This window comes from Bradyrhizobium sp. CB3481 (assembly GCF_029714305.1).
In the GTDB taxonomy this organism is placed as follows: domain Bacteria; phylum Pseudomonadota; class Alphaproteobacteria; order Rhizobiales; family Xanthobacteraceae; genus Bradyrhizobium.
Map to the genome: position 1 here is coordinate 1,540,343 of NZ_CP121647.1, position 23,352 is coordinate 1,563,694.

At 62.8% G+C, this 23,352-nt stretch carries 20 protein-coding genes; 17 read left to right on the top strand and 3 right to left on the bottom strand.

Features of this window, described 5'->3' with window-relative positions; genetic code table 11:
* The first annotated feature begins 117 nt into the window (after nucleotides 1–117).
* The 3 genes from QA643_RS07455 (at nucleotide 118) to QA643_RS07465 (ending at nucleotide 2,216) form a co-directional block, all read left to right on the top strand.
* A complete protein-coding gene (locus QA643_RS07455; RefSeq protein WP_283032545.1) occupies nucleotides 118–1,128 on the top strand; it encodes an alpha/beta fold hydrolase in 1,011 nt (336 codons plus the stop codon).
* A 142-nt stretch (nucleotides 1,129–1,270) separates the two neighbouring features.
* Nucleotides 1,271–1,696, top strand: a complete 426-nt coding sequence (locus QA643_RS07460) for a VOC family protein (RefSeq protein ID WP_283032546.1) — start codon at nucleotides 1,271–1,273, stop codon at nucleotides 1,694–1,696.
* Between the two features lie 31 nt (nucleotides 1,697–1,727).
* On the top strand, nucleotides 1,728–2,216 hold the full coding sequence (locus QA643_RS07465; RefSeq protein WP_283032547.1) for a VOC family protein: 489 nt from the start codon (nucleotides 1,728–1,730) through the stop codon (nucleotides 2,214–2,216).
* A gap of 220 nt (nucleotides 2,217–2,436) precedes the next feature.
* On the opposite strand, the gene QA643_RS07470 is transcribed toward QA643_RS07465, so the two are convergent.
* A complete protein-coding gene (locus QA643_RS07470) occupies nucleotides 2,437–2,625 on the bottom strand; it encodes a hypothetical protein (protein WP_283032548.1) in 189 nt (62 codons plus the stop codon).
* Nucleotides 2,626–2,873: 248 nt separating this feature from the next.
* On the opposite strand from QA643_RS07470, the gene QA643_RS07475 reads away from it, so the two are divergent.
* Nucleotides 2,874–4,136 carry a phospholipid carrier-dependent glycosyltransferase gene (locus QA643_RS07475; protein WP_283034738.1) on the top strand — a complete coding sequence of 421 codons (1,263 nt, stop codon included), beginning with the start codon at nucleotides 2,874–2,876 and terminating at the stop codon, nucleotides 4,134–4,136.
* Between the two features lie 142 nt (nucleotides 4,137–4,278).
* On the opposite strand, the gene QA643_RS07480 is transcribed toward QA643_RS07475, so the two are convergent.
* Nucleotides 4,279–4,917, bottom strand: coding sequence for an OmpA family protein (locus tag QA643_RS07480; RefSeq protein ID WP_283032549.1), 639 nt, complete (start codon nucleotides 4,915–4,917; stop codon nucleotides 4,279–4,281).
* Nucleotides 4,918–5,592: 675 nt separating this feature from the next.
* Here QA643_RS07480 and QA643_RS07485 point away from each other — a divergent pair.
* The 9 genes from QA643_RS07485 to QA643_RS07525 all read left to right on the top strand — a co-directional run bounded on the left by QA643_RS07485 (nucleotide 5,593) and on the right by QA643_RS07525 (nucleotide 16,273).
* Nucleotides 5,593–5,823, top strand: a complete 231-nt coding sequence (locus tag QA643_RS07485; RefSeq protein WP_283032550.1) for a hypothetical protein — start codon at nucleotides 5,593–5,595, stop codon at nucleotides 5,821–5,823.
* Between the two features lie 77 nt (nucleotides 5,824–5,900).
* The gene (locus QA643_RS07490; RefSeq protein WP_283032551.1) at nucleotides 5,901–7,067 is read left to right on the top strand and encodes a winged helix DNA-binding domain-containing protein; all 1,167 of its coding nucleotides are present in this window, start codon (nucleotides 5,901–5,903) and stop codon (nucleotides 7,065–7,067) included.
* A gap of 70 nt (nucleotides 7,068–7,137) precedes the next feature.
* Entirely contained in the window at nucleotides 7,138–7,674 is a 537-nt protein-coding gene (locus tag QA643_RS07495; RefSeq protein WP_283032552.1) for a hypothetical protein, read from the top strand.
* Between the two features lie 144 nt (nucleotides 7,675–7,818).
* Nucleotides 7,819–9,138, top strand: a complete 1,320-nt coding sequence (locus tag QA643_RS07500) for an MFS transporter (RefSeq protein WP_283032553.1) — start codon at nucleotides 7,819–7,821, stop codon at nucleotides 9,136–9,138.
* Nucleotides 9,139–9,379: 241 nt separating this feature from the next.
* Nucleotides 9,380–10,486: an efflux RND transporter periplasmic adaptor subunit gene (locus QA643_RS07505; RefSeq protein ID WP_283032554.1), complete on the top strand. Its 1,107-nt coding sequence runs from the start codon at nucleotides 9,380–9,382 to the stop codon at nucleotides 10,484–10,486.
* A gap of 171 nt (nucleotides 10,487–10,657) precedes the next feature.
* The gene (locus tag QA643_RS07510; protein ID WP_283032555.1) at nucleotides 10,658–13,810 is read left to right on the top strand and encodes an efflux RND transporter permease subunit; all 3,153 of its coding nucleotides are present in this window, start codon (nucleotides 10,658–10,660) and stop codon (nucleotides 13,808–13,810) included.
* Between the two features lie 19 nt (nucleotides 13,811–13,829).
* Complete coding sequence (locus tag QA643_RS07515; RefSeq protein ID WP_283032556.1) at nucleotides 13,830–14,435, top strand: TetR/AcrR family transcriptional regulator; 606 nt, start codon at nucleotides 13,830–13,832, stop codon at nucleotides 14,433–14,435.
* Nucleotides 14,436–14,553: 118 nt separating this feature from the next.
* Entirely contained in the window at nucleotides 14,554–15,174 is a 621-nt protein-coding gene (locus QA643_RS07520) for a flavin reductase family protein (protein ID WP_283032557.1), read from the top strand.
* Nucleotides 15,175–15,247: 73 nt separating this feature from the next.
* Nucleotides 15,248–16,273: a L,D-transpeptidase family protein gene (locus tag QA643_RS07525; RefSeq protein WP_283032558.1), complete on the top strand. Its 1,026-nt coding sequence runs from the start codon at nucleotides 15,248–15,250 to the stop codon at nucleotides 16,271–16,273.
* A gap of 24 nt (nucleotides 16,274–16,297) precedes the next feature.
* On the opposite strand, the gene QA643_RS07530 is transcribed toward QA643_RS07525, so the two are convergent.
* The gene (locus tag QA643_RS07530; protein WP_283032559.1) at nucleotides 16,298–17,608 is read right to left on the bottom strand and encodes a serine hydrolase domain-containing protein; all 1,311 of its coding nucleotides are present in this window, start codon (nucleotides 17,606–17,608) and stop codon (nucleotides 16,298–16,300) included.
* Nucleotides 17,609–17,862: 254 nt separating this feature from the next.
* On the opposite strand from QA643_RS07530, the gene QA643_RS07535 reads away from it, so the two are divergent.
* The 4 genes from QA643_RS07535 to QA643_RS07550 all read left to right on the top strand — a co-directional run bounded on the left by QA643_RS07535 (nucleotide 17,863) and on the right by QA643_RS07550 (nucleotide 23,351).
* On the top strand, nucleotides 17,863–19,113 hold the full coding sequence (locus QA643_RS07535; protein WP_283032560.1) for an SMP-30/gluconolactonase/LRE family protein: 1,251 nt from the start codon (nucleotides 17,863–17,865) through the stop codon (nucleotides 19,111–19,113).
* A gap of 215 nt (nucleotides 19,114–19,328) precedes the next feature.
* The gene (locus QA643_RS07540; RefSeq protein WP_283032561.1) at nucleotides 19,329–19,595 is read left to right on the top strand and encodes a hypothetical protein; all 267 of its coding nucleotides are present in this window, start codon (nucleotides 19,329–19,331) and stop codon (nucleotides 19,593–19,595) included.
* Nucleotides 19,596–19,800: 205 nt separating this feature from the next.
* Nucleotides 19,801–22,068: an acyl-CoA dehydrogenase gene (locus QA643_RS07545; RefSeq protein WP_283032562.1), complete on the top strand. Its 2,268-nt coding sequence runs from the start codon at nucleotides 19,801–19,803 to the stop codon at nucleotides 22,066–22,068.
* The gene (locus QA643_RS07550; RefSeq protein WP_283032563.1) at nucleotides 22,068–23,351 is read left to right on the top strand and encodes an acetyl-CoA C-acetyltransferase; all 1,284 of its coding nucleotides are present in this window, start codon (nucleotides 22,068–22,070) and stop codon (nucleotides 23,349–23,351) included. The genes QA643_RS07545 and QA643_RS07550 overlap by 1 nt, the downstream gene beginning before the upstream one ends.
* The last annotated feature ends 1 nt before the right edge of the window (nucleotide 23,352 follow it).

The window sequence follows — 23,352 nt, forward strand, 5'->3', positions numbered from 1 at the left end:
TCGCGCGGATATTCGCGTGATCGCGCGATCGTGTTCGCACCGCGACGCGCGTGCCTGCGCCCCAAGGATGTTCCCTGCTAAGCTTCGCACACGAAAAATGTAATGTGGGATGAAGCGATGACGAATTCCGGGAATTTGATAGGGCGGCGCACTGTTCTCACAGGCCTCGGCCTTGGCGCGGCGGCGATTGCAGCGTTGCCCACGCAGGCTGCGACGTCTTCCGAGAGCGGCAAGATTTGGAGCAGCGAATATTGGACCAAGAAGGGCGACGTTCCCTTGTGGATGTTTCGCAAGCGGATCGGTGCGCCCAAGCCCAGCGAGCCGGCGCGGCCGGTCGTCTTCTTCGTCCACGGTTCTTCGGTGACGTCACGGGTGTTCGATCTCACCGTGCCGGGCAAGGGCGAATATTCCGTCATGAACGAATTCGCCCGCCACGGCTTCGACTGCTGGACGATGGACCACGAGAACTACGGAAAATCCGGCCGCACCTCGGGCAATGCCGATATCGCCAGCGGCGTCGAGGATTTGAAGGTTGCGGTTGAGCTGATCGCCCGCGAGACCGGCCAGAACAAGGTTCATTTCGTCGGCGAATCCTCGGGCGCACTGCGCGCGGGTGCCTACGCCATGGTGGCGCCCGAGCGGGTCGACCGCCTGGTGTTCGCCGCCTTCACCTACAAGGGCGAGGGTTCACCGACCCTGACCAAGCGGGCCGAGCAGCTCGCCTACTTCCGCTCCCACAACATGCGCAAGCGCGACCGCGACATGATCCGCTCGATCGCGACGCGCGACAAGCCCGGGACTTCCGATCCGGCCGTGATGGAGGCGCTGGCGGATGTCGAGATGCAGTTCGGCGATCAGGTGCCGACCGGCACCTATCTCGACATGACCGCCAATCTGCCGGTGGTGCATCCGGAGAAAGTACTGGCGCCGGTGCTGCTGGTGCGCGGTGAATATGACGGCATCGCCACCGTCGCCGATCTCGAGGAATTCTACAACAAGCTGCCGAATGGCGATCGGCAGCTCATCATCCTGCCCGGCACCGCCCATTCGGTCGCGCTCGCGATCAACAGGCAGCTGTTCTGGCATGTGACGCGGGCGTTTCTCACCATGCCGACGCCGATTGCGTAATTTGCCTTTGTAAGCCCACGGCCGGCATTTCCGAGCGGCACAAGAGCCGGCCAGAGCAACCCCAAAAAAAATTTGAAAACGGGTGTCGGATCGACCGGCGCCCGCTCGTCCTTGACACGAATCCCGCGAAAAGGAGCCTATTATGGCCAAAATGATCTTCGTCAACCTGCCGATCAGCGATCTCGCCCGGTCCACCGCCTTCTATCAAGCGATCGGCGCCGAAAAGAACCCGCAATTCTCCGATGACACGGGATCCTGCATGGTGCTGTCCGACACCATCTACGTGATGCTGCTGACCCACGACAAATATCGCCAGTTCACCTCGAAAAAGATCGCCGATGCCAAGGCCACCAGCCAGGTCCTGCTCTGCCTTTCGGCCGACGACCGCGGGGCGGTGGATGACATCGTCGCCAAGGCGAAAGCCGCGGGTGGCGGCGTCGATCCCGGTCCGAAGCAGGATTACGGCTTCATGTATGGCCGCAGTTTTGAAGACCCCGATGGACATCATTGGGAAGTGATGTGGATGGACGTTGCCGCTGCCACCGCCGCTCAACCCGCGACCGCCTGACGGTCGGACGCATCGCAACCGGAGTTTATCCGTGTCCAAGATTTCCCCCTGCCTGTGGTTCAACGGCGAGGCTGAAGAGGCTGCAAATCTCTATGTTTCACTGCTGCCGGATTCCCGCATCGACAAGGTCCAGCGCAACACCGTCGATGGACCGGCCGGAAAGGCCGGCACGGTGCTGGTGGTGGACTTCACGGTGGCCGGACAGCGCTTCATGGCGCTGAACGGCGGCATGAAGATGGAGCATTCGCACGCGGTCTCCTTCATGATCGATTGCGCCGACCAGGCCGAGGTCGACCGGCTCTGGGATGCGCTGCTCGCCAATGGCGGCCAGCCCAGCAAGTGTGGCTGGCTGAAAGATCGCTTCGGCGTTTCGTGGCAGATCATCCCAAGCGCGCTGCCGAAATATCTCGGTGGTGCGGATAGCGCCGGCGCCAGGCGCGCGATGCAGGCGATGCTGGGCATGGTCAAGCTCGACATCGCAGAGCTGCAGCGCGCGTATGAAGGCAAGAGCGCGGCGTAGCTCGCGCCAGCCTTTCATCGCCCGGCTTTGCCGCCTCCGCTAAAGCTCCGGCGAGCCAGCGAGCGATGGCCTCGGCGAAGCCTTGGCGTAGCCGGGACCGGGCGATCCAGTACGCCGTGCAGCAGATTGTTGCGAAGCAACTGGCGCCGCAGATTACTGGATGCCCCGCCTGAAGCGGGGCATGACACCGGGGGCGTACGATAGATCGAAAACTCGGTTTCTAGTAACTGATCCTCAACCCCACGCCGCCGACCTTGATCTGCCTGGTCGAAGGTCCGGCCACGCGGAGCGCTTCGTTCTGGACCGCAGCCGCTTCGCCGACGCATGTTTGCGTCGAGGTAGTCGCCGTCATGAGCGCCACCGTCAGGCCAATGGCGGGCAGCGAACCAAAGCAGTTGCCAAAATTCATTTCAAAGCCGATCGATCCATCCCGGAAATCGCGCCTGATCGCGCGTGCACGCGATGTGGCAGAATTATCACTCGTGCGGCTACTGGTCCGCCGGCTAGTGATTGCGAGTTCGAAACGCGTTCAACGTGATGGACACAAAAATCCGGAGCCGTCACACTCAATTTTGCCGCAACGCCGTCCAGCCCCCGATTTCGTGCAGATCGTTCGTGAAGCCAGTAACCCAGTCAGTTTCCGTTCCGCCTGGTTCGATGATGCGCACGGGGATCGTCGCAGGCGTCCTGTTTATTCTCGCGCATTTCGTTTTGCTGACCGGCATCACCTCGCCGGAGAAATTCTATTTCGACGAGGTTCACTACGTCCCCGCGGCGCGGCAGATGCTCGAGCCGGTGATGCGCGAGCCGATGCTCAATCCGATGCATCCGCCGCTCGCCAAGCAGTTTATCGCGCTGTCAATCCATTCGCTCGGCGATACGCCGCTGGGCTGGCGTTATCCCTCGGTGTTGTTCGGATCGCTCGCCATCGTCGCGGTGTATCTGTGCGGACTGGCACTGTTCGCGGCGCAGGGGCCGGCCATCGCGGCGAGCCTTATCGCCTTTTTCAATCAGATGCTGTTCGTGCAGTCACGCATCGCGATGCTGGATATTTTCGGACTGGCCTTCAGCCTGTTCGCCATTGCTGCGTTCATGCATGGCTATCGAAGAGAGCGGCCGCATTTGTGGTTCGCGCTTGCCGGGATCGGCTTAGGTCTCTCTGCCGCCTGCAAGTGGAGCGGCCTGTTCGCGCTCGCGGTCTGCATCGCCATCATCGCGGCGGTCCGCCTGATGCAAAGCTGGCGCACGCAATTCGCCGACGCGAGACCGGAGGATTGGTACCGGCCCGATCTCTGGTCGGACTTCAAGGCCTGGCACTTTGCAGTGTGCTTCATTTTGATTCCGGCCGCCGTCTATCTCGCAACGTTCGTTCCGCTCTACGGATTTTCGGCCCCCGACATCTGGGAAGCGCAACGGCGGATCTTCAGCGATAACACGACGACCGCGATCGCCGGACACACTTATATGAGTTCATGGCCGTCGTGGCCGTTCCTGGTGCGTCCGGTCTGGTATCTGTTCGACAAGATCGACGAAGACCACATCGCCGCCGTGGTGTTTCTCGGCAATCCCCTGGTGCTGTGGCCGGCGCTGCTGGCACTTGCGATTTGCCTGCGCGACTTTATCGTGACGCGGCGGGTCGATGCCTTCCTGATCCTGGCGTTCTATTTCGGCCCCTATCTCGCATGGGCGTTGCTGCCGCGAACGCTCGGCTTCATCTACTACTACCTGCCCGCGGCGACGACGGCGAGCTTTGCACTCGTGTATGCCTTGAAACGCGGCAGCATGCCTGGGTGGTTGTTATGGGCCTATGTCGCGATCGGCTTTGCCGGTTTTGCCGCAATGTTGCCGATATCGGCCGCGTTCATAGGCACGTCAATGGCGACGTTCAGCCGCCTGATGATCTTCCAGAACTGGATTTGAGACTAAGGAGAGCTCGTCACGCAGGCACTGCTGGCGACAAGATCTGGAGAACGTTAGACGCGGGGCTGCGCGGCTTTGCTTAGCTGAGCGCGAAACAAAATCCGCCTGCCGCAAGCGGCAGGCGGATCGGCATTTCAAAGCCTCACTTCGCGGCGGTCTTGGTGTCCATGTTGACGACCTGGACGCGGCGGTTGGTCGGGTCCATCGGCGCGTTTGGATCCTTCGGCCTGGTCTTGCCGTAACCGACGGTCACGAGGTTGGAACCGGCAAGGCCGTACTTCTCGGTCAGGTACTTCTTGATCGTATCGGCCCGGCGCTCGGAGAGATCCTGGTTATACGCCTCGCCGCCGATCGCATCGGTATGGCCGGCGACCACGAAGGTCGAACCCTTCAGGCTCGCATCGGACAGCGCCTTGCCGAGTTCCTGCACCGCGGAAACCGAGTTCTTGCTGATGTCAGCCGAGTTGTAGTCGAACTGGATTTCGAGATCGATCTTCGGCTTGGTCGCGGCGAGTTCCGCGATCTCCTGGCGTTCGCCGAGCGACAGCGACCGCGTCTTGCGGTTGCGCAAGGTGTCGACGAAGCTGGTTTCCTTCGCCTTTGCGGTGGCATCCACCGGCTGCTGCGGACCGGTCGAAAGGCCGCGGGTTGCGCCCGGCTTCGGCTTCAGGGCGTCCAGGATCTTGTCGGCGGAGACAGTGTCGCCGGCGGCAGCCAGGCCCGCCGTCATCGACAGCGCGGCGCCGATCGTCATGATTGAAAGTCTGAGATAGCGGGTCATTGTCCTAATCCTCAGTGTTAACGCCGTGCAAAGCTGGCGTGCATGACGTTTTGATGCTGCGAGGATAGGACGGGTTCAAAGCTCGCAATGTGACTCAGATCACAGTATCAGGGAGCGGGTTTTCCGTAGAGACGGACTTTCGATCGCCGCTACAGAGGGTTGACGGGCACGCGGCGCGTTCGGCGGATCGATCGCCCCGGCCTTAGCCGCGTGATCTGAATCACGGGTAGTGTTCGCCTCGACCGCAGATCGACCAAGCTCGGGATGTGAGTGGAATGAGCGCAGCGATCAATCCGCTTCCGATATTGCCCTCCGGAATTTTACGGACGCAGTTGCGGTGTCCAGCGAATCGAACTTTCTGTTATCTCAATGCTATGCAGCCGATGCTGCAAGCTTGTTCGAAATCCAGTGTCTGCGAACCCATCTCAAGCACTGCTTCCGTTGCGATTGACTTCTTCATTCACAAAAAAAGCTGACACGTCGCGGCAGCGCCGACGTGTGAACAACAAATCGGCAAGATGCACCTCTAGCAGAATCGTTCACAAAAAAAAGTCTGAAGAAGAAATCGTTCGGGGCAACCAAACGGGCAGGACGGTGTTACAGTCAGTCAAACGTCAGCGCGAATATCTGGGCTATCGCGCCAGTGCATCGGAGCCTGCCGGTTCCGGAAACTCTATGCCAACACTGATCGGCGCGGCGCTGATCGCCGCCGCAATCTTGCTGTCGACGCTGATCAATGCGCTCGGCACCCGCTACGTCGGGTTCGAAAGCCCCACGGAGGAGAGCGCGTGGCTGCTCGATCGGCTAACCGGCACCGTCTACAAGTGTCATGCGCCACAGCCGGGCCGCGCCTCCTGCGAGGCTGAGATTGCAACCGGCAGCGTCGGGGACCGGCAGAAGCGGTGAGGTGAGGCGCGCCGCAATCCGGCGATCGCGGAACCCGGGACTCCCCCGCCGCGCGAATCCCGCTACATTGCCGCGCGATGCCCCGCGCGACCAAACCCCATCCCCTGACCCAGCTTGAAGCCCGGCGCCTCTGGCTGCAGGCCCAGCGGCTCGATACCAGCGAGCCGTTCGGCGCCGGCCCAGCAGCCGTTGCGGCAGCGGTCGACCATCTCGGCTACGTCCAGATCGACACCATCCACGTCATCGAGCGCTGTCATCACCATATTCTTTATAGCCGTATCCCGGCCTATGCCCGCGCCGACCTGCGCCAGGCGCAAAGCGTCGACAAGAGCGTGTTCGAGTACTGGACCCACGCGCTGTCCTACGTGCCAGCGAAGGATTTTCGCTTCTTCGTTCCGGCGATGCGGGAACACCGGCGCAACGGCCACAAATGGTTTGCCTCCGTGAAGCCGGAGGACACCCGCAAGGTGATGCGGCTGTTGCGCCGCGACGGCGCGCTGACCATCCGCGACATCGAGGACGACGTCCTGACGGAGAAGGAACATCTCTGGCAGAGCCGCAAACCCTCGAAACGGGCGCTGCAGCTTGCCTTCTACACCGGCGAGGTGACGATCTCCGAGCGCACCGGTATGCTCAAGACCTATGAGCTGATGATGCGGCATTTCGGCTGGGACAAGCCGCCGAAGCCGGCCAGTCCGGCTGAGATCACCGCCTATCTGCTCGACCGCGCGTTGCGCTCGCAAGGCATCGTCAGCCTCGATTCAATCTGCCATCTCGACGCGCCGAGCAAGCCGGCGGTGCGGCGGCTGGTCGAGGCGCGGGTGCGGCGCAAGGAACTTGTACCCGTGGCGCTCGAAGGCGCCGGCAAGCAGGAGCATTGGGCGCGGCCCGAGGTGCTGGAGACAGCCCCGGAGGCGGGCGAGGGCCCGGTGCATATCCTCTCGCCGTTCGATCCCCTGATCATTCAGCGCAAGCGGACCGAATTGTTCTTCGGCTATGGCCATCGCTTCGAGGCCTATGTGCCGAAGGAGAAGCGCGTGTTCGGCTATTTCGCGCTGCCGGTGCTGGTCGGCGAAGACATCGTGGCCGCGATCGACCTGAAGACCGACCGCCAGAACAAGAAGCTCGTGATGCAGAAATGGAGCTGGGTCGGCAAGGGCGCGGCGCGGACGGCGCGCAAGGACTACAAGCGCCGCATCGAGGAAGAGCTGCACCGCTTCGAGCGGTTTCAGCTGGCGGAGTAGGGTTTCTCTCCCTGGAACTCCGTACCGCCGCGCCGGTTAGTTCCATGGTGCAAAGCCCGGGGAGGGTGACATGGACGACACCGACAAGGACAAATCGATTCTGGAAAGATTCACCGACACGGTGAAGGAGATCGCGGGCACCGCGACGGAGGCGGCAAGCCAGGCGCTGAAGACGGACGAGGCCGCCCTGAAGGCGGATGAACGCGCGGCCGCCTATGTGCCGCTTGCGGCCGACGGCCTGGTCTCCGATCCGCTGATGGTGCCGCCGGCTGCAGCCGCTCCGCCGCGCCGCAAACGCGCGGCCAAGGCGCGGCAAGCCGCAACCGCCGGCAGGACCCGAAAGGCGAAAGCCGCGAAGTCCAGGGCCGGGAAGGCCACGACAGCGAGGGCCGGGCGCTCAAAGAAAGTGGCAGGCCGTTCCGTTGGCCGGAAGTCGAGCGCAAAGAAACCGGCGGGGCGGGCGGCGAGAAAGACCGCAGCAAAATCGGCCGCAAGCGTCAGCAAGACCGCCAAGAAAACCGCAATGAAAACCGCAATGAAAACCGCAACGAGAGCTACCGGCAGGAAGGCGGCCAAGAAATCTCGCGCGAAGACACGGCGTAGCTGACGGTCCTCCGCCGCCGCGCGAGGCCGCCGGCCAGCCCCCCATCTTTGGAATGCCCGCGTTACGCCAGCGCGGGCATCGCGCGTTGCCAGCGGTGACAGCGCCCGGTAATTCGAGGAACAACAACAATCCTCGAAGGGAAACCCCATGAGCCAGCCCGCCGCGCCAACCGCCAGCGAGATCGAAGCATCCACTATTCGCACCATCTCGTGGCGGCTGATTCCATTCCTGGTGCTGGCCTACTTCTTTTCCTATCTCGACCGCGTCAATCTCGGCTTTGCCGCGCTGGAGATGAACGCCGACCTGAAATTCACCCCGCTGGTTTTTGCCTGGGGCGCCGGCATCTTCTTCATCGGCTATTTCATCTTCGAGGTGCCGAGCAATCTGGCGCTGGAAAAATTCGGCGCCAGCCGCTGGATCGCCCGCATCATGGTGACGTGGGGGATCATCTCGGCATTGATGGCGACGGTGAGCGGCGAGCTGAGCTTCTATGTTCTGCGCTTCCTGCTCGGCGTGGCCGAGGCCGGCTTCTTTCCCGGCATCATTCTTTATCTCACCTATTGGTACCCGGCCGAATATCGCGGGCGGTTTCTAGCTGCCTTCGCGATCGCCGTTCCCATTTCCACCGTGATCGGGGCGCCGGTCTCGGGATTGCTGCTCGGGCTCGACGGCATGATGGGGCTACGGGGATGGCAGTGGCTGTTCATCATCGAGGGCATCCCCTCGGTGCTGCTCGGCATTGTCACCTGGTTCTATCTGACGGACAAACCGGAAAAGGCCTACTGGCTCACCACCGAACAGAAGGCCTGGCTTTCAGCCAAGCTGCAGGCGGAGATCGCGACCAAGCAGGCGGTGCGGCATCTGACGCTCGGCGAGGCGCTGTCGTCGCCAAAAGTGATCGCGCTCAGCCTGATCTATTTCGGCTTTGTCGGCGCGCTCTATGGCATGCAGTTCTGGCTGCCGCAGATCGTGAAGGCATTCGGCCTGACCAACGCGCAGACCGGATTCGTCACCGCGATCCCTTATCTGTTCGGCACCATCGCCATGATCTTGTGGGCGCGTCATTCCGACGCGACGCGTGAGCGCGTCGCCCATGTCGGCGGGCCGCTGCTGCTCACCGCCGTCGCGCTCGGCACCAGCAGCTACATCGCCGATCCCACGCTGACGATGATTTTGCTGACGGTGGCGGCGATCGGCATCTTCTGCACCTTCGCCGTGTTCTGGACGTTGCCGACGGCGTGGCTATCAGGCACGGCCGCCGCCGGCGCCATCGCGCTGATCAACTCGATCGGCAACCTCGCGGGCTTCGGTGGGCCTTATCTGATCGGCTGGGCCAAGGAGGCCACCGGCTCCACCTCGGCGGGGCTGCTGGTGCTGTCGCTGTTGCCGCTGGTCGCCGGCCTGCTCGTCTTCCTCGGTGGCCACGAGACGAAGACGGAGTTCGCGGGGGCAGGGAAGGCGAAGTAGCCCGGGGTTCGTAGGATGGGTAGAGCGCAGCGAAACCCATCAACTTTCTTTGCGGCAACGATGATGGGTTTCGCTGCGCTCTACCATCCTACGGCTCCTTATTCGGATCGAGGTCCATCTGCCGACCTTTGCCCCACGTTAATCACGTCGGAACTCACGAATTAGTGTCTACTGACGAATATTGACATTCGTCAGTGATAAATCGATAGTCTTCATCAGTCATCAGCCGATGGAGACTCCAATGTTCGCCCGCTCGATTTTTGCTAGCTATTACAGGCTCTTGACTGGAGCATCGCTGGCATTTGCGGTATTTGCTCTGGCTGGCTGCAATGAAAAGGCCGCTGAAGCGCCGGCTCCCGGACGCCCGGTCCTGGTCGCCACCGTCCATTATGCGGCCGAGACCCCCGAGCGCAGCTTTGTCGGCACCATCCGGCCCCGGATCGAGACCGACATGGGCTTCCGGGTCCCCGGCAAGGTCGCGCGGCGCCTGGTCGAGGTCGGCCAGACCGTCGATGTCGGCCAGCCGCTCGCCACCCTCGATGAGGTCGATCTGAAGCTGCAGGCCGAGCAGGCCGAAGCCGAATTCCGCGCCGCCACCGGCGTGCTGGCGCAGGCTGGCGCTGCCGAGCAGCGCGCCAAGGACCTGCGCGCCAAGGGGTGGACCACCGACGCCCAGATGGATCAAAGCCGCGCCGCCGCCGATGAAGCGCGCGCACGCCTTAATCGCGCCGAGCGGCAGGTCGAACTCACCAAGAATTCTCTGTCCTATGCGACGCTGCTGGCCGACAGCCGCGGCGTCGTCACCGCGACCCTGATCGATCCCGGGCAGGTCGTGGCCTCCGGCCAGACCGCGATCCGCGTCGCGCGCTTTGGCGAGAAGGAAGCCGTGGTCGCTATCCCTGAAACGCTGGTTGGCCGCGCCAAGTCCGGCTCAGCCACCGTGACGCTGTGGTCGGATGCGGAGAAGAAATATACCGCGAAGCTGCGCGAGATCGCGCCGTCGGCCGATCCCGCGACCCGCACCTACCTCGCAAAATTCTCGCTGCCGGAAGCCGACGACAAGGTCTCGCTCGGCATGACCGCGACGCTGACGCTGGCCGATGCTGCAAGCGAGCGCGTGGCCAAGCTACCGCTGTCGGCGCTGTTCAGCCAAGGCGGCAATCCCTCGCTTTACATCGTCGACGATGCCGGCGCCATGAAGTTGCAGCCGGTGGTCGTGAAGTCCTACGAGAGCAACGCCGTGGTGATCTCGGGCGGCGTCAACGAGGGCGCCAAGGTCGTCGCGCTCGGCGTGCAGAAGCTCGATCCGGCGCAGAAGGTGCGCGTGGTGTCGGCGCTGTCGTTCTAGTCCGTTATTGCGAGTTGGTCCCGTCATTGCGAGGAGCGAAGCGACGAAGCAATCCATAGGGCCACAAGCCGACAGGTGGATTGCTTCGCGGAGCCTGTCATCGGGCGGGCATTCGCCCGACCCGTTGGCTCGCAATGACGCAGCAAACAAGTTTCGAAGTTGGAGAGTGACATGAAGCGCTTCAATCTCTCGGGCTGGGCGGTGAGCCATCCGACCCTGATCCTGTTCTTGATGATTGTGCTCGGTGCCGCCGGCTTCTTCTCCTACGAGCGGCTCGGCCGCGCCGAAGATCCGTTCTTCACGGTCAAGGTGGTCAACGTCTCGGCGATCTGGCCGGGCGCGACCGCGCAGGAAATGCAGACCCAGGTCGCCGATCCCATCGAGAAGAAGCTGCAGGAGCTGCCGTTCTTCGAGAAGGTGCAGACCTATTCCAAGCCGTCATTCACCGCGCTGCAGGTCACCTTCAAGGATTCCACGCCGCCGAAGGACGTGCCTTACCTGTTCTATCTCTTGCGCAAGAAGCTCGCCGACGTGCAGGGCCAGCTTCCCGCCGGCCTGCTCGGCCCGAACGTCAACGACGAATTCTCCGACGTCGATTCCATCCTTTACATGATGACCGGCGACGGCGCTGATTACGCGCAGATGAAGAAGGCCGCCGAGGGCATGCGCCAGCGCCTCCTGAAGGTCACCGGCGTCACCAAGGTCAATCTCTACGGCACCCAGGACGAGCGCATCTTCGTCGAGTTTTCCCACGCCAAGCTGGCGACGCTCGGGATCACGCCGCAGGCGCTGTTCGATTCGCTCGCCAAGCAGAACAACGTGACGCCAGCCGGCACGGTGGAGACCTCCTCGCAGCGCGTGCCGCTGCGCGTCACCGGTGCGCTCGACGGCGCCAAGGCCGTGGCCGAAACCCCGGTCGAAAGCAACGGCCGCGTGTTCCGGCTCGGCGATATCGCGACCGTCACCCATGGCTTCGTCGATCCGCCGACCTTCACGGCCCGCCAGGAGGGCAAGCCGGCGATCGGCATCGGTGTCGTCACCGCCAAGGGCGCCAACATCCTCGAGCTCGGCAAGGACGTCGAGAAGGCGACCAACGACTTCATGAAGGCCGTGCCGCAGGGCATCGAGGTCGAGCAGATCGCCGACCAGCCGAAGGTGGTCGAGCGCGCGGTCGGCGAGTTCGTGCATTCCTTCATCGAGGCGCTGGCGATCGTGCTGTTCGTCTCGTTCGTGGCGCTGGGCTGGCGCACCGGCATCGTGGTCGCGATGTCGGTGCCGCTGGTGCTCGCCATCGTCTTCATCGTCATGAATGCGATGTCGATCGATCTGCACCGCATCACGCTCGGCGCGCTGATCATCGCGCTCGGCCTTTTGGTCGACGACGCCATCATCGCCGTCGAAATGATGGTGGTGAAAATGGAACAGGGCTGGGACCGCATGCGCGCGGCATCCTTTGCCTGGGAATCAACTGCGTTTCCGATGCTCACGGGAACGCTGGTCACGGCCGCTGGCTTCCTCCCCATCGGCTTTGCCAATTCGGCGGTCGGCGAATATGCCGGCGGCATTTTCTGGATCGTGGCGATCTCGCTGGTCGCGTCCTGGTTCGTGGCGGTGATCTTTACGCCCTATATCGGCGTCAAGTTGCTGCCCAACATCAAGGTCCATCACAACCACGATCCGCATGCGATCTATGAGACGCGGATGTATCGCGGCTTGCGCGCCGTGGTGCAGTGGTGCGTCGACCACCGGATCAAGGTGGTGGCGGCCACCGTCGGCGTGTTCGTGCTCTCGATCATAGCTTTCGGTCACGTCCAGCAGCAGTTCTTCCCGCTGTCGGAACGGCCCGAGCTATTCCTGCAGCTTCGCCTGCCGGAAGGCACCGCCTTCAACGTCACCGAAAAATCGGTGAAGAAGGCCGAGACGCTGCTCAAGGACGACAAGGATATCGCGACCTATACCGCCTATGTCGGCCAGGGCTCGCCGCGCTTCTGGCTCGGCCTCAACCCGCAACTGCCGAACGAGGCCTTTGCCGAGATCGTCATCGTGTCGAAGGACGTCGAGGCCCGCGAGCGGATCAAGGCACGGCTGGAGAAGGCGGTCGCCGAGGGCGAACTGTCCGAAGCGCGCGTGCGGATCGACCGCTTCAATTTCGGCCCGCCGGTCGGCTTCCCCGTCCAGTTCCGCGTGATCGGCCCCGACGCCAATACCGTCCGTGACATCGCCTACAAGGTGCGCGATGTCATGAAGCAGAATCCCAATGTCGTGGAGCCGCAGCTCGACTGGAACGAGCAGTCACCTTACCTGAAGCTTGTCGTCGATCAGGACCGCGCGCGGGCGCTCGGCCTGACCCCGCAGGACGTATCGCAGGCGCTCGCCATGCTGATCTCGGGCGCGCCGGTCACGACCATTCGCGACGGCATCGAGAAGGTCGGCGTGGTTGCCCGCGCGATCCCCTCGGAGCGGCTCGACCTCGGCCGCGTCGGTGATCTCACTGTGACGTCACGCAACGGCGTTGCCGTGCCGCTGCAGCAGATCGCCAAGATCGAATACTCGCATGAGGAACCGATCATGTGGCGGCGTAACCGCGACATGGCAATCACCGTGCGCACCGACGTTGTCGATGGCGTTCAGGCCCCTGACGTCACCAACCAGATCTGGCCGAAGCTGCAGGAGATCCGCGACCATCTCGAGCCGGCCTACCGGATCGAGCCCGGCGGCGCATTCGAGGAATCTGCCAAGGGCAACGCCTCGATCTTCGTGCTGTTTCCGCTGATGGTCATGGTGATGCTGACGCTGCTGATGATCCAGCTTCACAGCTTCTCGCGCCTGTTCCTGGTGTTCCTGACCGCCCCGCTCGGCATCGTCGGCGCCTCGCTCGGCCTCAACGTTGCCAACCAGCCGTTCGGCTTCGTGGCGCTGCTCGGCCTGATCGCGCTGGCCGGTATGATCATGCGCAACGCGGTGATCCTGGTCGATCAGATCGAGGCGGATGTTTCGCAGGGCCTGACGCGCAAGGAGGCCATTGTCGAAGCCACCGTCCGCCGTGCCCGCCCCGTGGTGCTGACCGCGCTGGCGGCGATCCTGGCCATGATCCCGCTGTCCCGCTCCGCCTTCTGGGGCCCGATGGCGATCACCATCATGGGCGGCTTGTTCGTTGCAACCTTCCTGACCTTGCTGTACCTGCCGGGCCTTTATGCCCTGTGGTTCAGAAAGAGCCTGGAAGAAAGCGGCCAGGCCGATCAACCCGATCTTGCGGCGCAGCATGAAGCCAGGTTGCCTCCGAAGGGACCGCACGCGATTCCGCTTGCCGACGCCGCAGAATAATTGAACATTGAGAGCTGACATGACGCTTGTTTCAGAACACACCGAGACCGATACCCGGGAAAAGATTCTCGTGGTGGCGGAGCGTCTGTTCAGGCAGATGGGCTACCAGAAGACGACGGTCGCCGACATCGCCAAGGAACTGCGGATGAGCCCCGCCAACGTTTATCGCTTCTTCGATTCGAAGAAGTCGATCCACGAGGGCGTGGCTCGCACCCTGATGGGCGAGGTCGAGGTCGAGGCACGGCGGATCGCGGCCGCGCCCGGGCCGGCCAAGCCCCGCCTGCGCGAGCTGCTCAAGACCATCAATCGCATGAACTCCGAGCGCTATGTCGGCGATAACAAGCTGCACGAGATGGTCGCGATCGCGATGGAGGAAGATTGGGACGTCTGCGTCGTCCATATCGAATGCATCACCGGCATGATCGGCCAGGTGATCGCGCAGGGCGTCGCGTCCGGCGAGTTCGAGGCCCCCGACCTGCCGCTGGCCGCGCTCTGCACCTGCACCGGCATGATTCGCTTCTTCCACCCGCAAATGATCGCGCAGGCCGTCAACAAGCCGACCGCAACGATCGACCAGATGATCGATTTCCTCTTCCGGGCCCTTGAGCCGCGCAAGGGGCATTGACGCATTCGCTGGTTGACTCTTCTGTCATTCCGGGGCGATGCGTAGCATCGAACCCGGAATCTCGAGATTCCGGGTCTGGTGCTACGCACCATCCTGGAATGACGAGGAAACTCCCCGCGTGACCAAAGACCTGCACTACTACGAGCCGAAGAACGGCCACGGCCTCAAGCACGATCCCTTCAACGCCATCATCGCGCCGCGCCCGATCGGCTGGATTTCCTCGCGCGACGCTAACGGCAACGTCAATTTGGCGCCCTACAGCTTTTTTAACGCATTTTGCTACGTGCCGCCGATCATCGGCTTCTCCTCGACCAACTGGAAGGACAGCGCCGGCAACATCCAGGATACCGGCGAGTTCGTCTGGAATCTCGCCACCATGGATCTGGCTAAGCAGATGAACGCGACGGCGGCGCATGTCGCCCGCGACGTCGACGAGTTCAAGCTCGCAGGCCTGACGGCCGCGCCGTGCAAGCTCGTCAACGTGCCGCGCGTCGCCGAAAGCCCGGTCGCCTTCGAATGCAAGCTGACGCAGATCCTGCAATTGCAGGGTGCCGACGGCAACAAGGCGCAGGCCTGGGTTACCTTCGGCGAAGTCGTCGCTGTTCATATCGACAAGGCCTTCATCAGGGACGGCGTCTATCAGACCGGGCTGGCGCACCCGATTGTCCGCGCCGGTCGCAAGGGCGACTATTTCGAGATCAAGCCGGAAAACATGTTCGAGATGATCCGGCCGGATTGAGCGGGTTGACTGTCGTCGCGGGGAACTCCGCCCCGCCCAAATCTTTATCAGCGTGTTGTTTCGGAGATTGCCGATGATCCGCTTGCTCGCCGGGCTGCTTGTGCTCGCGTGCCTGGTCCGTCCTGCCATCGCAGGGCCTGATGCGGCCGCGATCAACAATGCGGAGTTCAAAGGCAAGGCGCCGTCCGACGACAAGATTCATCCGGCTGTCGTCAAGGCGCAGGTTTTACTCGACCGAGCCAATCTCTCGCCTGGCGAGATCGACGGCAAGCTCGGCGAGAATGCCCGGAAGGCTTTGAAAGCCTTTACCGAAGCCAACGGCCTCGCTGCAGGCAAGCAGCCGCTGACATCAGAGATCTGGGGCGCGCTGGTCGCGACCAGTTCGGATGCCGTCATCGTGGACTACAAGATCACCGATAAGGACGTGAAGGGGCCGTTCCTGGAAAAGCTTCCGGCGAAGATGGAAGACATGAAGGGTCTGAAGTCGCTTGGCTACACCAGTCCGCGCGAAGCCATCGCTGAAAAATTTCACATGAGCGAGGCGCTTCTTGCCGCGCTAAATCCCGGCAAGAAGTTCGACGAGGCGGACCAGACGATCTCGGTGGTGAACGTCGCGGTGACCGAGACGAAGGCGAATGGCGATAGCAAGACTAAGAGTGCGAAGCCGGCGGTAACGCGTGTCGAGGTCGACAAGACGGCCCAAACGGTCAAGGCCTTCGCGGATTCCCAACTGATCGCTTTCTTCCCGGCGACTGTCGGCAGCACGGAGAAACCGACTCCGAGCGGCACGCTCAAGGTGACCTCGATCGATGCCAATCCGCACTACGGCTACAACCCGGATTACAAGTTCAAGGGCGTCAAATCCAAGACCGCCTTTACCATCAATCCGGGTCCTAACAATCCCGCCGGCATCTACTGGATCGGACTTTCAGCGGAAGGATATGGCATCCACGGGACGCCGAACCCATCGAAGGTCAGCAAGGCGGAGTCGCACGGCTGCGTCCGGCTGACGAACTGGGACGTCGCCAAGCTGGCGAAGCTTCTGAAGAAGGGTTCGGAAGTATCGTTCATTGATCACGAAGCGGCAAACCGGAAGTGACTTTCTTGCGTAAATTCCGGCCGATCATTTGTCCGCGGCGAACGCGTCGTAAACCAGCGCCTTGAAGGCGGGCAGGATGCGGCTGCGTTCGTTCTGGGTTTGCTCCAGCATGATGTAGATCATGTCCAGGCTGGGATCGACGCCGAAATAGGTGCCGCTGCCGCTATCCCATTTGAGTTCGCCGATCGAGCCGGGCGGCGGTGGTTTGGCGTTGCCCGGATCGGTGCGGATGCCAAAGCCGTAACCATAGCCGAAGCCGTCGCCGGGAAAGTAGTAGTAATCCCGCCCCACGCCGGAGCCCGGCCCGACATGGTCCGTCGTCATCGCCTTGAACGCCGCCGGGCTGAGATAGCGTTTACCCTCGAACTCTCCGCCGTTGAGGATCATCTGGGCAAAGCGAGTATAGTCGTTCAGCGTCGAGACCAGCCCGCCGCCGCCGGATTCCCATTCCGGATGGGCGCGCCTCTCGCGTTCCGAGTCCAGCAGGATGGTGTCGTTCGGCAGCGGCTCCGCCATTCGCGCGCGCTCTTCGGCGCTTTCGAGAACATATTTGGTGCTGGTCATCCGAAGCGGATCAAGGATGTGCTGCTTCTCGAATTGATAGAGCGTCTGTCCGGATACGATCTCGATGATGCGGCCGATCACGTCGGTGGAGTGGCCGTAGCGCCAAAGCGTGCCGGGCTGTCTTGAAAGCGGCAGCCTCGCAATGCGCTCTGCAAACCTCTTGTTGTCGAACATGCCGTCGAACAGGCCTGAGTCCTTGTAGGCTTTGTCGATCAGCTTGCCGCCGATGTAATCATAGGTGATGCCCGACGTATGGCGCAGCAGGTCCTCGATCGTCACCGGCCGGTCCGGCGGGACAAGTTTCAGATAGTGCGTTCCGTCAGCCATGGTGGATGGTATCCCGACCTTGACGTCGGCGAACGCCGGAACGAATTTCGAGGCGGGGTCGGTGAGCGAAAGCTTGCCGGCGTCGATCAGCATCATCGCCGCGACGCTGGTGATCGGCTTCGTCATCGAGTGAAGCGCAAAGATCGTGTCTGATGTCATCGGCGCCTTGGTCGCGACGTCCTGCACGCCGAAACACTTCAGATAGACCGGCTTGCCATGCTGCTGGATCAAGACGACGGCGCCCGGCAATTTCCCGGTCGCAACCTCATTGTTGAAGAACTCGGTGATGCGCTCGAGCTTGTGTGGAGAAGGGGCGGGGACGTTGGCCGCCGGATTGGCCGCCGCCGCGCCGGTCCAAATCGCCCATGACAACGCCGCGGCAAGAGCCTTTCCGGCGCGCAATCCCGCAGCGCGATGCAATGTCTGCCGAGCCGGCGTCTTCATTGGCTTGCCCCACGGACTGATTGATTTGTCGAGGAATTTGACGGCTGGCGGGTGCTTAGCATGTCGCTCACCTCATCGCCATGTGGGCAATCGCCCCAATCTGGCACCATGCATCGGACGAGGGAATGCCATTTTCGACTGCAAGCGTTGAAGCGGGAGCCGAATCAAAAGCGGCTCTCGCAACGGGACGCCGTCCAGATTAACCTTGGGTTGCCAGGCCGGATCAACGGCCGGCGAACAGATTGGGAGGAGCGATGACACGCCCACAACAGGAGCGCGATCCGGAACGCGCGATTTCACGACGGACCCTGGTCCACGGCCTTGCGGTGGCCGCCGGCGCCACCGTGGCGGGAGCCAGTGGCGCGCTGGCCCAGGTCAGTGCTCAAGGCGGTCCTCCGAACGGCCCGGTGGCGCCGCCGTCCACGGTGACAAATCCGCCGCGCGATTTCAGTCCGCGTGGCGCCCCGACCACCTACTTCTGGGACCCCGACATCATCGCCGTCGATCCGTCCTTCAACAATCTTGCCCAGCCCAATACCGCAATCAAGCGTCTCTATACTGGCGTGTTGTGGGCCGAGGGACCGGCCTGGAGCGCGCAGGGACGTTACCTCCTGTGGAGCGACATCCCGAACAATCGGCAGATGCGGTGGTCGGAGGACGACGGCCACGTCAGCGTCTTCCGCACGCCCTCCAACAACTCGAACGGTAACTCGTTCGACTTCCAGGGCCGCCAGCTCTCCTGCGAGCATCTCACCCGCCGCGTGGTGCGCTATGAGCATGACGGCACCGCCACCGTGCTGGCCGATTCCTACAACGGCAAGAAGCTGAATTCTCCGAACGACGTCGTCGCGCATCCCGACGGCAGTTACTGGTTCACCGATCCGCCCTATGGCGGCCAGCTTTATGAGGGTGAGCCGGATGCTGCGGGCGGTCCGAGCAATGCCGGCGGCAAGCTCAATCCGCGGATCGGCCAGCCGGCCGGCTTCGTGCCAGGCAAGCGCGAGCTGCCGACCAATTGCTATCGGATCGATCCCTCCGGCCGCATCGACCTCGTGGTGACGGAAGAGCAGGTGCCCGATCCCAACGGCCTCTGCTTCTCGCCTGACTACAAGAAGCTGTACGTCAGCTCCACCGGCAAGGGACCGGGCGACACCGGCGCGGGCGGCAAGGGCGATATGTTCGTGTTCGATGTCGGCACCGATAACAAGCTCAGCAACCAGAAGCGGTTCAGCGATTTCATGGTCGACGGCGTGAAGTGTGGACCGGACGGCATGCGCTGCGATGTCAACGGCAACGTCTGGGCCGCGAGCAATGCCGGCCGCGCCGTCGGCTATAGCGGCGTGACGGTATGGTCACCGGAGGGCAAGCTGCTTGGCCGCATTCGCCTGCCTGAGGTGTGCGGCAACGTCACCTTCGGCGGTCCCAAGCGCAACCGCCTGTTCATGGCGGCGAGCCAGTCGCTTTACGCCGTATATTTGGCGACCCAAGGGGCAGGGCCTGGTTAACGCCGCTTGGTATTGCGCAAATCGGAAGCGCCGGCATAACCCGCCGGCGCTTCGTCGCATTGAGGCCCCGCTGTAGGCCTTCGGCATTCATTAAAATTTGCCGCAAACTGACAACCTGCGAAAAACCGCTCCGGCAAAAGCTGGGCGCGGTTACACCCGGCTTTTATGCCGGGCGATCCATCCTCCCCTGTAGAAAGGGGAGGCTCGCAATATCAATGCCCATTTTCAAATATTTTACCGTCGTTGGATCGGCGCTGCTCGTACTTTTGTTCGTTTCAAACGCTTATCTGACCTACGACGAAAGCAACTTCCGGTTCGATGGGTCATTGTACGAGAGCGCGCTCTATGCGCCTCGGCAGCAAGAAATCCGGACGATGACCGAGCTTCGCTTCACCCGCGACGTCACGCCTGCCGTTCGGGTTATGGAAGTGTTTGCTGTGTTCGTCCCCAACGAACGACGCCGCAACAAACGCGATTCCTAGGAGCCGCTGCCCCGGCCGCCAACCGCCGGATAATGCGTTATCATACGGGAACGGCCCCGGGGCCCTTGCCGTTATCTTCCGGTTTATCAATTTCGCTTCATTCCCGGGGCGAAACGCCCCCAAATCCCGGTGCTTTCAGCTAGAATAAGCCGTCGTTGGGCACCGGTGGGGCGCGACCTCGCGCCGCAGACCAGGAGGGTTCGCCATGAGCTTCCGCCGCGATTTCATCAGCAAGCCGATCTTCGCTTTCGCGCGTGGCGCGATGCCGGCGATGTCCGACACCGAGCGCGAGGCGCTGGAGGCGGGCGACGTCTGGTGGGACGCCGACCTCTTTACCGGCAATCCCGACTGGTCGAAATTGCTGGCAGTCGCGCCGGCCATTTTGACGGATGAAGAAAGGGCCTTTCTCAACGGTCCGGTCGATGAGCTCTGCGCCATGCTCGACGAGTGGAAGATCAATTGGGAATGGCGCGATCTGCCGCCGGAGGCATGGGCCTTCGTCAAGCGGCACAGATTCTTCGGCATGATCATCCCGAAGGAATTTGGCGGGCTCGGCTTCTCGCCCTATGCGCATTCGGAAGTGGTACGAAAGCTGTCCTCGCGCTCGCTGACCGCCGCCGTCACCGTGATGGTGCCGAACTCGCTCGGGCCCGGCGAACTGTTGATGCGTTTCGGCACCAAGGAGCAGCAACAGCAATGGTTGCCCCGCCTTGCCGACGGCCGCGACATTCCCTGCTTCGGCCTGACCAGCCCGGAGGCGGGCTCGGATGCCGCTTCGATGGTCGACACCGGCATCATCTGCAAAGGCCAGTTCGAAGGCCGCGAAGTGCTGGGCCTGCGGCTGAACTGGCACAAGCGCTACATCACGCTGGGGCCGGTGGCGACGCTGCTCGGTCTCGCCTTCAAGGCCTATGATCCCGATCATCTCGTGGGCCAGCAGGAAGAGCTCGGCATCACCGTCGCCCTGATCCCGACCCATCTGCCCGGCGTCGAGATCGGCCGCCGCCACCTACCGGCGATGCAGGTGTTCCAGAACGGCCCGAACTGGGGCCGGGACGTCTTTATCCCGATGGACTACATCATCGGCGGGCAGGAGCGGTTAGGTGAGGGCTGGAAGATGCTGATGACGGCGCTCGCCGCCGGCCGCGGCATTTCGCTGCCGTCATTATCGGCGGCAGGCGCGGCCTACGCCGCGCGGACCACCGGCGCCTATGCCCGCATCCGCGAGCAGTTCGGCATTTCCATCGGTAAGTTCGAAGGTATTGAGGAGCCGCTCGCCCGCATCGTCGGCACCGCCTATCTGCTCGACGCCGCGCGTCGGCTGACCTGTGCCGCGCTCAACCAGGGGCATCATCCGGCCGTGATCTCCGGCATCATGAAGCTGCACGCCACCGAGCGGATGCGGATCGTGATCGACGACGCCATGGACATCCATGGCGGCAAGGCTGTGATCGACGGGCCGCAGAATTACATGGGCAGCCTCTACCGCGCGGTGCCGGTCGGCATCACGGTGGAAGGCGCCAACATCCTCACGCGAAACCTCATCGTGTTCGGGCAGGGCGCGATCCGTGCTCATCCATTCCTGCTCGAGGAAATGAATGCGCTGGGTGAAGCCGACCGTGCCAAGGGGCTGGACGCGTTCGACAAAGCGTTCTGGGCGCATGTCGGCCACAGCTTCAAGACCATGTTCCGCGCCTGGGGCCGGAGCTGGACCGGCGGCCTGTTGGCGCCGGCGCCCGATGCCGGCGAGGCGACGCGATTCTATCGCCAGCTCTCGCGCTATTCTTCAGCGTTTGCGCTCTGCGCCGACATGGCGCTGCTGACGCTCGGCGGCGCGCTCAAGCGTAAGGAAATGCTCTCGGCGCGGTTCGGCGACATCCTGTCCGAGCTCTATCTGTTATCGGCCGCGCTGAAGCGCTGGCAGGACGAGGGACGCCAGCGCGAAGATTTCGCGGCGCTTGAATGGTGCATGGCAAGTGGCTTCCGCACCATCGAAAATCGCTTTGCCGAGATCCTCGCCAATCTGCCGAGTCGGTTGGTGGCGGTGATGCTGAAATTCCTGATACAGCCGTTCGGCGCCAAGGTGACCGGACCGTCGGACCGCGTTGTGCATCAATGCGCAGAGCTGGTGCTGGCGCCGTCGACGGCGCGCGACCGCCTGACGCCGGATCTTGCCGCCGTCGACGATGATGGCGGCATCGCGCGGCTGGAGAAGGCGTTCCACCTCGTCACATCAGCAGAGGACGCCGCAAAGCAGATGCGCGCGGCGCGGCTGCATGACTGGAAGGAGGCGGTGACGAGGGGCGTCATCACCCAGGCCGACGGCGAAAAGCTTCAGGCCGCGCATGAGGCCGTTGCCAAGGTGATCGAGGTCGACGACTTCGCAGCCGAAGCATTGTCGCCGATTTACAGGAAGGGCGCCGACGTGCATCAGTTCTTCCAGGAACTGGGTGAACAGAGGGCGGCAAGCTGATGGCAAGACCGGTCTTTATCGTCGACGGCAGCCGGACGCCGTTCCTCAAAGCGCGCTCCGGTCCGGGGCCGTTCACACCGGTCGATCTTGCCGTGCAATGCGGCCGCCCGCTATTGGCGCGGCAGCCGTTTGCGCCCGACGCCTTTGATCAGGTCATCCTCGGCTGCGTCAACGTCATCGCCGACGAGATGAATCCGGCCCGGGTCGCCGCGCTGCGGCTCGGGATGGGCGAGAAGATGGTCGCCTTCACCGTCCAGATCAATTGCGGCTCCGGCATGCAGTCAATCGACACCGCCTATCGCTACATCCGCGAAGGCGTCTCGGACCTCATTCTGGCCGGGGGTGCCGAGGCGCTCAGCCATGCACCGCTGGTATGGCCGCAACAGGGCGTGCGCTGGTTTGCCGGGCTTGCCGGCGCCAAGGGCATCGGCGCCAAGATCATGGCGGCGCTGAAGGTGAAGCCGAGCTATTTCAAGCCGATCATCGGGCTGGAGCGGGGGCTCACCGATCCCATCACCGAACTCAATATGGGGCAGACCGCCGAGGTGGTCGGCCATCTCTTCGGCATCACGCGCGCGCAGTCGGATGCCTATGCCGCCGAGAGCCACAAGCGACTGGCCAAAGCGCAATCCGAAGGCTGGCTCAAGGGCGAAGTCGAGACCGCATTTGCGCGCGATGGAAAATTCTACGATCATGACGATGGCGTACGGCCGGATTCCACGCCGGAGTCCCTGGCAAAGCTGAGGCCGGTGTTCGAACGCCCCTGGGGCAAGGTCACCGCGGGCAATTCCTCGCAGATCACCGATGGTGCATCCTGGGTGATCCTCGCTTCCGAAGAGGCCGTCGCCAGGCATGGCCTGACGCCGAAAGCTGCCATCCTTGACAGCCAATGGTCGGCGCTCGACCCCGGCATCATGGGCCTTGGACCGGTGTTGTCGGCGACGGAACTATTGAAGCGCAACGAGCTGACGCTGTCCGATATCGAGACCTGGGAATTGAACGAGGCCTTTGCCACGCAGGTGCTGGGCTGCCTTGCCGCCTGGAACGACGAAAAATTCTGCAAGGAGATTCTTGGGCTCGACGGCGCGGCTGGCGAGCTCGACCAGAGCCAATTGAACGTCGACGGCGGCGCGATCAGCCTTGGCCACCCTGTGGGGTGCAGCGGCAACCGCATCGTGCTGCACCTCGTCAATGCCATGAAGCGGCTGGGCACACGGCGCGGCATCGCCACCGAATGTATCGGCGGCGGGCAGGGCGGCGCGATGCTGATAGAGACGGTGTGAG